The organism is Pseudovibrio sp. Ad26 (genome assembly GCF_001623285.1).
Taxonomy (GTDB): Bacteria; Pseudomonadota; Alphaproteobacteria; order Rhizobiales; family Stappiaceae; genus Pseudovibrio; species Pseudovibrio ascidiaceicola.
On record NZ_LMCE01000146.1, the window covers coordinates 389,258 to 402,156 of the forward strand.

Sequence of the window (12,899 nt, forward strand, 5' to 3'; positions counted from 1 at the left end):
TGCCCCCCACGTTGCCGGCTATTGTTCTTTGTCGTTCGAGCTTTAAACATATATTCTCTCTATAAAAACCTATTAAAATCAAACAAGTATATCGGAGACCATGTCACTCTCACCCGCATAAGGAACAAACGCGGGCGACGTTCCGGTTTCGCTACCACCGTCATTGCCAGTAAATGCAACAACTTCCGAAACCAGATCTGTATTTTCATTCAATGCTGTTTCGAGATCATCTTCTTCAGAGACTACGATATTGACTTTTATAACAATGTCTTCCTCTGAGTATTCGCCATCCAAATATTGAAAGCCCGACTGACTATCATAATCGATGATGGTTGCTTTGTTGCTCGTCTTGTTGCTTGAAGTGTCCAGATAACCATCTTGATCATCTTCAACGACCTCACCATTAATAACCTGCGTGAGAACACCATCACCCTCTTGCTCTTCATGGATCTTCACATAGTCCGCATCCGAAAGAACATTGATCTGCTCGATCGCGTTGATCTGGTAATAATCGCCAGTGATGTAGAGAACTTTCAGATCAGTGCTTGGTAAGATCGGCAACCCAACTGTCGCTGAAGAGGCGGTATACTCGTAGTCTCCTGCCCGACCATCCATCGCATCCACCAAACCGTTTACCTCAGAGGTCATCGGTTTCATCAGCGACCCGCCACCAATGTTCTTGATCGTACCTTCATTGGTCAGCACATTGTGCCGTCCGGTCCCATTGATAGATACGTCAGTCGCATCAACATAATCGGCATCCAAGAGGATATTTTTCTGACTGATGTAGTTGACGTCATAGTAGTTTCCAAGAACAACAATCACATCGTAATTCTGAATATTATCAATCAACTGCGCCGCGTTGACCTGGGTGTTGTCACCTGTCTGAACATAATACCCACTATTGTTCAACTGATATGAAACGCAGTCATCATCAGAAAGAAAATTCTTCTGATTAACAATATTCAGATCATAAAAATTGCCACTGACCACATCAACGCTCATGGAGTAGTCAGGGTTGTCGTAAGTAACCGCAGAGGAGATAATGTACTCGCCTTCGGACGTCACATTGGCATCATTGAAGACAACCGTCTCATCAAGTCCCTGACCGACCACAGTGTCCGCGGGCTGATCTCTAGGACCATAATATAGGTTGCTCTGAATGATCGAGTTTGTGGCGTAGTAGTCCCCCATCACAACAGTCGAACATTTCAACTCGCTCAGGTCCACAATTGAGGCAACATTGACCGCTTCATTGTCACCGGTCGTTACATAGCTGCTATCGCTCTGTTCATCTTCAGAGGTGTCGTCTTCTGCCTGCTCGTCCTCAGGCAGTTCACCAATATCCTCACCACTTGTAAAAGAAGGATTTGGTGCATCATTCTCCGCTCTTTGAACCAGCATCTCGCCAATGGCATCAGCCGCACTTTGCGCATCACCATCATCAAAAATCTGGTCAAGTGTATCCAGCTCAATGTCACTCGCTACATCAAGCAGTTGATCCAACACCTCATCTGAGTTCCACTCAGGAATATCATCCCCGAACTCACTTTTGGACAAAAGCAAATCATCATCCGTCAGGGCGTTTTCCTGAGCGAGGTTTATTTCAATGTCCGGCGCATAAATATCGCGATAAGTGAAGGTGATAGTATACGTGTAGTCCAGTGATTGACCGCTATCTCCACCTTGCGGCAGCTCTGGGCCCGTACCGTCTTCAAACAGTACAACTTCAGAAGGTGGAACAAGCTCAGAAGCATTTACGAGCGTCTCAACCGAATATGGGAGACGGGCTTGTGACAGCGCGCTAATTTCTGGCAAAAGCGATGGAAGACTGTAGAACTTTTCATAGGGAAGGTCTGTGGTACCTCCGCGAGAATAAACCACTTCCACCGGAGTAATCACAATAGTGTCTTGGGCAAACCGTGCTTCGTCAAAGCTCTGTTCAGCTGTAGCGATACTATCAAAAATCTTCATGTAGCCGATAAAGTGCCAGCTCAATTCATTTATAGCCTGCGACAGCATAAAATATCCTAACAATTTCATATGGATATATAAAACAATCTGCGCGGATCACTCCGCGCAGATCTTGTTTAGTTTGGATTATGCAAGGTCGTCTTCGCCAACCACGTTCACGGTTGAGGAACCGCCCACGACGTTGACATCAACAGCATTGGCCTGAACGTTCGCACCCATGACGATAGTCTGGTTAAAGGCATTCGCCACACCCAGAGCATCAGCAGTCGCAGCCGTAGAAGCCGTCACGCTGTAATCGTCACCAGTACCGAAGTCGAAGAGACTTTCTGCATCGTGAATGCCATCCGCAGACATGGCCTGACCACCATCAGCAACGATAGTCTGATCAAGCGTTCCATGGTTATGAACTTCAACATTGGTGATCGTATCTTGATCATACAATGCATTTGCCTGCTCTGCACCGAAGATGGTGTCAGTGCCATTCGCATCCAGATTGCCAAAGAAGCCGCCACCAACATCTGGGCTGCCAGAAGGTGTGATGTCCAATGCACCCAGACCGTCATCTTCTCCTGTGAAGAGAAGCGTATCGTTCTGACCTGTAACATCCAGCTCAGTCGAGTTGACCTGCTTGTTACCACCTGAGTACAGGCTCTGGTTAAAGGCAGATGTCTTCGCCGTAGCATCCGCAGAAGCAACAGCTTCCGCAGTCACGGTGTAGTCATCACCAACAGAACCATTAGCAACGAACGAACTCACTGGATCTGTAATACCATCACCAGAGTCAGCATCACCACCAATTGCCGTAACAGTCTGAGTTAACTCATCGAAGTTTTCGACATCGGCTTCGTCAATGTGATCATTGTCACCAGCAGTGTTGTTTTGTGAGAACAAGGCAAGGCTGTCAGCATTGCCAGCAACGGTGCCAGATCGAATTGAGTTCGAAGCACCACCCTCACTGTCATCACCAACAGAGATGACATTCTTGTTGTCTCCAACAATATCGACATCTGCAGAGTTTACCTGCGCATTACCACCGGTAGATATTACCTGGTTGAATGCTGAGGCTTCCGCAACAGCATCAGCAGACGACAAGGCTTTACCAGTGAGAGAAGCATTGTCACCAACGTTCAACGCACCCTTCACATCTGTGCCATCAATACCACCGGAACCAACACCAGCACTCGCAGTACCACCTGTTGCGGTAACATCCTGCTCAACATTAGAGTAGTTAACAACATCCGCATCAGAAATACTGTCACCATCATAAATGGTATTGCTCTGATACCCGCCAAGGAGGGAGTCGGTTGAATCTACACCGCCGTTGTTAGCTGGACCAGTACCAGTTACAGATGCAAATGCTACGTTGGAGTCTTCGCCGGCAGACTGAACATTACTGCTTCCACCAGTTACGCTCAGATCAAGATCATTACTCTGAGCATTACCACCAGAAAACAGCTTCTGGTTCATGGAAGACGCAGAAGCAGACGCATCCGCAGTTGCTTGCGTAACACCAGTGATGGAAGAGTCATCTCCAACACTCGCAGCTCCAACATCTCCATCCCAGTCGGCAACACTGATGCCAGCACCACTTGTGGCTGTTCCGCCTGAAGCAGAGACATCCTGATCAACCATGTCGCGATTTACGACATCAGCATCAGAAATGGTATCCTTGTCACCAAGCGTGTTTTCCTGCCACGCACCAGCTGCTGTGTCGGTATCAGACTGACCGGCAGCTGCTGCCTGACCAAACTGGCCAAGTGTTGCATTGTCTTCGCCAGATGCAGCAACGCCAGAGTTCGCACCTACAATGCTTGCATCGTAAGAATTGCTCTGTCCATTGCTACCTGAACTAAGAACCTGCTCAAACGATGCTGCAGAAGCCGTAGCATCAGCACCAGCGTTGGAAAGGCCACTTATGCTGCTGTCTTCCGCAACACCAGGAGCACCTTGAGCACCAATTTGACCATCCCCACTGGATGCAATGCCATCACCAGCAGTTGCAGTTCCACCAGTAGCAGTCACATCTTGAGTGGAATCATGGAAGTTACGAACATCACTATCCCAGATGGTATCGCCATCGTAAGCAGTGTTACCTTGTAGGCCACCTGAAAAACTATCGGTGTTCGTAGTTCCAACCCAAGTACCGTTTACTTCCGCGACGTCCTGACCAGCAGAAGCAACATTTACATCTGCGCCTGTGACAGAAACAGATGCAGAGTTGCTTTGAGCATTACCACCTGTCAACTGCGTCTGAGTGAAGGACTGAGCAACACCTGTCGCGTCAGCAGATGCTGAACTGGAGCCTGAGATGCTCTCATTTCCATCAATGTTGGTTGAGCTACCACCAGTCTGAACAATACCAGCTCCAGAGGAAGCAGTTCCACCGTCTACATCAACACTCTGAGTGCTATGGCCCCAGTTAGTGACGTCCGCATGCTCGATTTCATCAACATCACCAAGCTGATTGCTCTGATCACTCCACGAGGTTGTTGTGGTGTCATGATCGACAGGTGCAATCGGCTCAGACCCAGCAGTAGCTCCGCTCTCACCAGCTGCTGCAACAGCTTTGTTACCACCAGTAATATCGACATCGACAGAGTTTGATTGAGCATTGCCACCAGTTTTGAGCGTTTGCCCAAAGTTGATCGCAGCGCCTACACCATTCGCACTTGCAGAAGCACTGCCGGAGATGGAGCTATCATCACCAACGGTATCAGGACCGAGATTACCACCAAGAGCTTCAATACCGTTACCTGCGGTCGCACTGCCAGCATCAACTGTGACGGTTTGCACCGCATCTGCTCCACCAGTGTTGATGACATCAGGGCTGAACAAAGTGTCGCCTTCGTACATCTCATTTTCTTGAGACTGGAAGGATCGGGTGTTTGTGTTGGTGTCACCACTGCCAGCCAAAAGCGAAACAGGGCCTGCAGCAGCACCAGCATTGTCTTCACCAGCAATCGAGGCCGTCATTTCTGCGCCAGTCACAGAGACTTCAGCAGAGTTACCTTGGGCGTTTCCGCCTGTGGTCAATGATTGCGTAAAGGACTGTGCGACACCTTGAGCATTTGCAGAAGCCGCAGCAGATCCACTCATGTCAAAGTTACTATGCACTGCAGCAGAAGTACCAGAATCAAACGAGATACCGTTACCAGCATTCGAGATGCCGCCAGTTACATCTGCACTTTGTGAGCTATCGTGCTCATTCCAAACATTCGCATCATCAATCTCATCTTTATCGCCAAGCGCGTTAGACTGATTACTTTCAGTGCGTGTCCCAGTTCTGTGATCGCCGTAAACTGATGGGTTGTCAGCATTTAGAGACGCAGTGGCACCGTCCTCACCAGCAGAAGCAGTAACCTGATTTGCTCCAGTTACACCTAACTCAGAGGCATTACTTTGTGAGTTACCACCAGTGCTGACTTTCTGTTCAAAGCTTGCAGCAACGCCCAAAGCGTCAGACTTGGCAAGCGTCGAACCAGTGATGGAACCATCATCGACTACGTGTTCCGCACCTAGGCGGCCACCATTCATGTCAATACCGTCACCAGCGGTCGCATCATCACCGTAGGCTTCAACCTTCTGAGTGGAATGTCCCTCATTATGAAGACTAGGATCTAAAACTGCGTCGGCATCGTAAGCATCATTAGACTGATTAAACCGAGCATTCGTGCCAGTTTCAGAATCTTTATATTGAGGATTGGCACTAGCATCAACTTGAATACCGGCGGTCGCATTATCTTCACCAGAGGTCGCCTGGCCAACGCCAGTACCTGTAATGTTAAGACTTGCAGAGTTGCCTTGGGCATTGCTGCCTGCAGAAATATCTTGTTGAAAACCAACACCAACAGCGCTTACTGAAGCAGATGCAACAGCACTGCCGCTTACACTTCCGTCACCACCAACAGACGCAGATGATCCGATATGGTCAATTGAATTGATGCCATCATCACTAGATGCATTACCTGCTTTGGCTTTAACAACCTGCAAAGAGTCATCAAGATTGGCAACTTCAGGATTTGCAATAGCACCGTCAATGTTGCCACCACCAAAACCACTACCAACGCCATCATTCAGTTCATTCGACTGAGTGACACGCCCACGAGTGTTGGTATCTGAGTTACCAGAAGTGTAGTCAGTCCCACCGACAACAGCTTCCGCACCAGATCCACCAGCACCAGAAACATCTACATCTGAACCTGTGATCGATAGATCGACATTGTTGCCCTGTTGGTTGCTGCCAGTCTGTAGTGTCTGATTAAAGCTCCGCGCCAGGCCAGAAGCATCTGCTTGCGCAGCAGTAGAACCAGTGATGCTTTCATCATCGCCAACACCAACGTTAGAGCCAGCAATATCAGTTGGTCCAGCACCAATGATGCCGTTCCCGGAGTCAGCGTCGCCGCCTTTCACTTTCACACGCTGTTCAGCATTACCGTCGTTCGTAACTGTAACATTGTCGAGCGTATCAAGATCATTCGCGAAATTGGACTGGTTTGCACGAAGGAGTGTGTCTGTGTCATTATCTTCTGCAGTCGCACCGGCTTGATGCGCATTCACACCGGTTCCGTCACCACCAACTGAAGATGCATCAAAATTTCCACCAGTTACACTGCCGGAGACATCGTTGCTCTGCAGGTTCGCACCGGTCGCGATACCCTGATCAAAGGCAAGCGCAACACCTTGGCCATTCGCTGAAGCGGAAGAGCTCGCATCAACGGTCAGGTCGTCGCCAATCTGTAGTGCAGCGTTAATATCCTGAATGCCATCGCCAGCCTGTGCAATTGTATCAATCAGATCATCACGGTTCACTAAGACCTCTTGATCTAACGAACCGTCATTAAGCACCTCAGCGCTACTGTCACCATTGTGCTCAACGACATCCTTATCACCGAGCGTGTTATCCTGTTCCGCGCGGATACGCGTATCAGTGCCATCAGTAAATGGATTGTAACCAGACATATCGTCTCCAAATATTCGGAGAACTGCCCTGCAAGAAGCCGATCATTTGCGTCAGCTGGTTGCCACAGGTTCTCCTGAGGATTGAAAAAATGTTTCATTCCATGATTTGAAGGCTGTCTTTTCGATTTAGCTTTTTGATCAAAGATCAGAACAAGCACATGGCTTATAAACTCGGATAACCCCGAATTTGGACGCAAGATTCCAGATCGCACAAATGTAAAATCTGTACGCTAAACAACACGTCGGCTTCAGAAAACGAAGTAACCGATAAAATATGCGCTGGTTCTGGAATTCTGGCTTAATTACTAACTAAATGCTCTTGCTAAAACGAATAGACTCCATTCCTCCAAACAAAACTTCCAATAAATAAGAAATAATATTCTTCTTGGAAGCGGCGGAAGCTATACCACGGCCTAAAAAACAGACAAACCAAGAGTAATATCTGGTAACAATCAACAATACATTCAATTGAACTAGACAATAATTACTATGGCATTCTAGGATATTAATAATTAATTAACGTTAGTATTTGCAAATTATTGTTTTAAATATCACTAAAAAACAGGTAGGCACTCCTAACAGGGAAGTGTTTATTGGTCTCAATAATGACAGTGTCATCTAAATCACATAGCAACCTGATCAAGAAATAGGTTTTCAGTGACCTATGTAATATGCAGTGAATTCTCAAGGTAGCTTAAACACTGTTTGAGTGTAAAAGTTATAGGTTTATAACCAAACTTTGCCGACTAATAAAAGAACGCGATACTCTAATTTAAAGACACAATCCGCCCAGTAATACACATCCCACATCGCATAAATTTCTTCACAGGTAATTCAAGAATATCTTCAGTCACTGTGGCTTATGCTCCTTTAAATCTCAGGAATCATCAAATCTAAGCCTCATTTACTTCACCAACACTCCTCAGACGTTCAATCAAAGAGTCACCAAGCAAAACCTGCCCGTCACGCTCTATAAATAACGCCTTAGCTTTGCTACCCTAGCGTTAGAAACGTAATTATAGGCTGTAAAACGAGTATTCTCAGACAGGCGCGCTTTATGCACGATCAAATCTCCCATTCACCTGACTTTGACGAGCTTGATAGAATTGCACCCAACAAAGCCGGGCGGCGCAACCTCCTGTTCGCTTTGATTGGGAACATCAATTATAGCTGGTCCAACAATGAGAGCACGTTCATCTACATCCTGCAGCATCTCATGCAGACCGACGAACTCACCGCAACACTAGTCTTCGGCACTCTCAACACAACGAGAGCAAGGCTGGAGCTGATAGAACGTCTTGCCGACGCAAAGCTGAAAGATGTGGCTTTGAAAAAGAAGCTACGTCGCATTCTTCGCATCTTCAACGAAAGTACCCGGCTAAGAAATGAGTTTAGCCACGCAACTTTCAAACAGAACCAGCAAGGCGAAATCACGCATACCCATTCCATGCGCATCCAACGCAAGAACGGACAGATCCAGCTCGGTGAAATCAAGGCAGTGGACGACGCGCGCATCACACAAATGGGAAATGCAATCGAGAAGCTTGTGAAACTCAACCGAGAGATCTGGGCATTTCTACCCGAGCTACAGCAAGCAATGACACATGCACCTGAAACCAAGGAGGGTCAGAGATCACCCCATCTCCAACCTTCCTAATCTTATCTCTATGAAGAATTTCGCTTACCCGCTGTAAGACCAACCAGTCGGAAATATGCCCAATAAGGGACAAACCGAAGCAGTTTCAAAGCCGCAACAAGCGGAAACGGGAACGCAATCTCAAAGCTCTTACGGTCAAGCCCTTTCTTGATCCGTTTGGCAGCCCCTTCTGCACTCACGATAAAAGGCATAGGCAACTTGCTATTTTCAGTCATCGCGGTCTTTACAAACCCGGGATTGATAACAGAAAGAGAGAGGTTCGCCCGGTCAAAACTCGGCTTAAGCGCTTCACAAAGATTGATGAGCGCAGCTTTTGTAGGGCCATAACTTGCAGCGTAAGGCAGCCCTCCATACCCGCTCAGCGAGGAAATAATGGCAATTTGCCCGGAGCCACGTTCTTTCAGCAGTGGGAACAAGTTATGTATGGTCCGCACTGCACCGAAATAGTTCGTGTCCATCGCATTGACGCACACGTCGTCAGTTAGCGTCGAAAGGCCACCAATGTGGAAGACGCCAGCGCAATAAAGTGTCAAATCAGGCAGGCTGGCATTTTCACCAAAGTCGTGGGCGGCTTGAACTATCTGTTCATTATCCGTCACATCGAGCGGTAAGCTCGTCACCCCAGCATAGGTTTCTTTCAGCGTCTCAAGTCGCTCAACGCGGCGGCCACTCACAACAACTTGCCAGCCATCATCCGCATAAAGCTTACAAAGCTCCTCACCAATCCCTGAAGTTGCCCCAATAATCCAGACTGTCTTTTCTTGAGATGTCATTCGCACTCCCCCCAAAGCAACATTAGAATTCACATGGGAGGAGCAAAGCATAGGTCTAACTACTGCCGCAACAACTTCTGCGTGCTCACAGCGCACCAACTCTCGCCTTTGTTTATACTCGCCTCACAACTGGAAAGGCTATCAGCCTCAGAAACGAGCAACTGACCTTCTTCTATCCTGTTGAGATAAACGAACCGCTCCGGCTTATCGCCTTCATCATCAGCACCCGGATGTTCAAACTCGGAGATATGGGCAGAGCTTTGGTGGCAACCAGCATAATGGATCTTAAAGCGTGGCTCCGCTAAAATTTCTTTCAGCGCAACAATGCCTTGCTGACATTCCTCAACACTGTCTTTTTCAACGTAGGAAGCACCCACCTCACCATTCGCCCCCGCTGAGCTTAGCAGAAACATGAGAAGCACGGTTTTCATGTGATGATATCCTTTAAATACAGCCCCGCCGCAATAAGGGCAGGGCTTTGAAAATTAGAAGATGACACTCGCAGAAAGTTTAAACGCCCGGCCCGGTGCAGTTAGTTCTTCGACAGACGGTTTATAGTCTTGGTCAAAGATGTTCTCGACAGCTGCTTGCATTTTTAACGTGCGCTTTTCATCGAAGTCGTAGGAAAAGCCGCCTGCTAGGTTAAGCGTGGCAAAACCATCCTCTTCATCAATACCACTGCTACTCTTCTGCCGATGCTCGCTGGAGAATCGACTGTAAAGATCAGCATAGGCTTCAACGCCGTTATCAAAGGCCCAAGACTTCATCACGCCTAAACGGCCAGATACCAACGGCGTGTCTGTATCAAAGGTGTTGGTTGCTCCAGAGCTAAATTGACGCCGCATCAAAGTGATATTGGCATATGGAGTGACTGCCAGCTCAGCAAACTGATAGGAAGCAGCAAGTTCAAGACCCCAGGTCTTAGCCGCATCAATATTCACGTAAATATCTGAGTTTGCAGTACACTTTGAACCATGAACTGCTGCATCACAATTAACCGATGTGATGTAATCCTTCGCATCGGTATAAAACGCGCTCGCATCAACAATCAAGTTCCCGCCGTCGTAACGCGCACCAATCTCTGCGGTCACTGACGTTTCCGGATCAAGGTCAGCATTGCCATAAATTTTTCCAGCAGGAGAAAATACTGAGCCCAGCGTACTTTGTAGGAGTGTCGGATATACATATCCCTGAGACACATGCGCTCTTAGTGCAAAATTCTCAAAGCCCGTATAGTTTACACCCAAGGCCCCCACAAATGCCTGATCACTCTCATCACGATCACCCGCTGTACCTTTATTCTCACTAGTGACGAAGTAATAACGGCCACCAGCGGTCAGCGTAAGATCATCATTCAGATCCCACTCATTTTGAAGGAACGCAGACAAAGTCGTAAGTTTGGCCTCATCTCGCTCTGTAATATTCACCGGGAAAACAGGTCCAGGAATGCCGAAAGTATTCGTTCCAGTACTGAAGCTATCTTTATCCAACTGATCTTGGACAGCTTGGAAGCCGATTGAGGTCAACACGTTATCAAACAGGGTCAGATCAATCTGCCCATTCAGACCGAATGTAAGCAGTTTGCTCTCAGTCTTATTCTTACGCTTCATAACGGCTCCAGAAGGGGCTAGCTCATAGTCTACCAGAGCCACACGATCAATCTGCTGGACATATCCATCTAACTGGATCTTAGCAATACTCTCATTTACATCAGTAAAGTCATAGAATAACCCAACTTTAGACCGATCACGCTTTGGCAAGTCCATATCAAAGTGCCGCATCGTACTTCCGATGCTCGCCGGATCAGTGTAAACCTCACTTTCCTGCTCAAATCGCTCAGCCTTGATACTAAATTTGTGTTGTTCACCAGTATAACCAACATAGGCAGTTACACTCTGGTTCTCAAAAGCACTGCCTTCCAGCGTACCATCTGCTGTTTCGCGATCACCATGTTTGGATTTGCTAGCAGAAAACCGATAGTCCCACTGATCAACAGTACCAGCAGCTGAGCTGAAACCCGTAATACCATCAGTAGAGGAATCGAAGGCTGTTCCGACCTCAACCTGCACGGCACGATCGGCACCCTTCTTAGTGATAATATTTACAACGCCGCCGATAGCTTTTGAGCCATGTAGGACCGAGCCCGGCCCTTTCACGACTTCAACGCGTTCGATATCAGACGGAGAAATCAGGAATACAGCACCATAAGAAGTGTGATCAGAGATCTCTTGCCCATCTACGAGCACAACATTTCGCGAAGACTCTTCACCACGAATGCTGATCCGCTTCATACCTGCAACCTTGCTATCGATAATCTTAATACCAGGCACATCACGCAGAACTTCAGTTACGCTATCCGCAACAGATCGCTCAATCTGCTCGCTTTCAACCACAGCGACGGAGCGGGTGACCTCATCCAGACTTTGCTCACTACGCGAAGCTGTGACGACAATTGGCCCGAGCTCTTGTGGCTCTGTTTGCTCCTGAGAATATGCACCTGACTGCAGTGCAAGATAGCAGATTCCGGTCATCAAGCCGGAGACAAAACCCTTGGACATCCCTACAACCTTTAATATGAGTTAATTACTCATATTATTGAGTTGAGAAATCTATCAATGTAAAAATGTCCACCTAAGTAAAATACATGAGTAAAATACTCATATTTGTGTCATTTTAAACACATCTCAGGCTGCTTCTCCTTGCCTCATTTGATTTGGATCAAGCAACGACACAGATGAGAGCTTCGAGCAGATGACAATCAGCAGTTTCTTCAACAGCTGATTCGCTTCACTTACTTTGGTAGGAGTAAAGAAAAACCCACCTTCGAGAACTCTCAAAGGTGGGTTACTACTCTAGCGTCCCATGCAATTAGCCTAAGCGATGCCTAATCATAAACAGCAGAGACTTTCTCTTTGTAAGCTTCCAGCGCGTTGGCTGGTAGGCTGTGAGCGATGCCCTGGTGGCAATCAATACAGGTCTTGCCTTCCTTGAATGCATCAGAGTGAGCGGCAGAGGCACGACCTTCCTGAAGAACGAAGTCCATGGAGTTGAATTCATGACAGTTGCGGCACTCGCGGCTGTCAGTTTTCTTCATTGCAGTCCAAACATTGGTTGCCAGTTGAAGACGTTTCTCCTCAAACTTCTCCGGACTATCGATGGAGCCCAGAGCTTTGTGATATAGCTCTCTGGAAGCTTGTACTTTGCGAACCACCTTGTGCACCCACTCTTTCGGCACATGGCAGTCTGGGCACGTTGCCCGTACACCAGATGCATTCGCATAATGGGCTGTTTCGGTATATTCCGCATAAACATTTGCTTCCATCTCATGACAGCCGATGCAGAACTCTTCGGTATTTGTCATCTCCATGGACCAGTTGAAACTACCCCAAAAAACCACACCGACAACAACACCAATCAGCAACAGAGCGCCTGCAGAAATTGTCGTTGCAGGATGCCTCAAAAACCGCCAGATCCGTTTGAACAAGCCAGGTCCCTGATCATTACTGGGAATAGCGCCTTGATTGCTCATATTAAAT

General features: G+C 47.6%; 7 protein-coding genes. 1 reads left to right on the forward strand and 6 read right to left on the reverse strand.

Annotated features, from left to right (window positions below; translation table 11 throughout):
* Positions 1 to 78: 78 nt before the first annotated feature.
* Together PsAD26_RS25565 and PsAD26_RS25570 are read right to left on the reverse strand one after the other, a co-directional pair.
* Positions 79 to 2,022 (reverse strand): hypothetical protein, encoded by a 1,944-nt coding sequence (locus PsAD26_RS25565; protein ID WP_063312637.1) that lies wholly within the window; start codon positions 2,020 to 2,022, stop codon positions 79 to 81.
* A gap of 78 nt (positions 2,023 to 2,100) precedes the next feature.
* Positions 2,101 to 6,933 (reverse strand): hypothetical protein, encoded by a 4,833-nt coding sequence (locus PsAD26_RS25570; RefSeq protein ID WP_063312638.1) that lies wholly within the window; start codon positions 6,931 to 6,933, stop codon positions 2,101 to 2,103.
* Positions 6,934 to 7,990: 1,057 nt separating this feature from the next.
* Between PsAD26_RS25570 and PsAD26_RS25575 the strand changes: the two genes are divergently transcribed.
* Positions 7,991 to 8,590 (forward strand): hypothetical protein, encoded by a 600-nt coding sequence (locus PsAD26_RS25575; protein ID WP_063312639.1) that lies wholly within the window; start codon positions 7,991 to 7,993, stop codon positions 8,588 to 8,590.
* Between the two features lie 8 nt (positions 8,591 to 8,598).
* Here the strand turns inward: PsAD26_RS25575 and PsAD26_RS25580 are convergent, their stop codons facing one another.
* From PsAD26_RS25580 to PsAD26_RS25595, 4 genes are all read right to left on the reverse strand, one after another.
* Positions 8,599 to 9,363, reverse strand: coding sequence for an SDR family NAD(P)-dependent oxidoreductase (locus PsAD26_RS25580; RefSeq protein WP_063312640.1), 765 nt, complete (start codon positions 9,361 to 9,363; stop codon positions 8,599 to 8,601).
* A gap of 59 nt (positions 9,364 to 9,422) precedes the next feature.
* The gene (locus PsAD26_RS25585; protein ID WP_063312641.1) at positions 9,423 to 9,794 is read right to left on the reverse strand and encodes a hypothetical protein; all 372 of its coding nucleotides are present in this window, start codon (positions 9,792 to 9,794) and stop codon (positions 9,423 to 9,425) included.
* Positions 9,795 to 9,848: 54 nt separating this feature from the next.
* Positions 9,849 to 11,921, reverse strand: coding sequence for a TonB-dependent receptor (locus PsAD26_RS25590; RefSeq protein ID WP_063312642.1), 2,073 nt, complete (start codon positions 11,919 to 11,921; stop codon positions 9,849 to 9,851).
* Positions 11,922 to 12,247: 326 nt separating this feature from the next.
* Positions 12,248 to 12,892 carry a NapC/NirT family cytochrome c gene (locus tag PsAD26_RS25595; RefSeq protein ID WP_063312643.1) on the reverse strand — a complete coding sequence of 215 codons (645 nt, stop codon included), beginning with the start codon at positions 12,890 to 12,892 and terminating at the stop codon, positions 12,248 to 12,250.
* Positions 12,893 to 12,899: the final 7 nt, after the last annotated feature.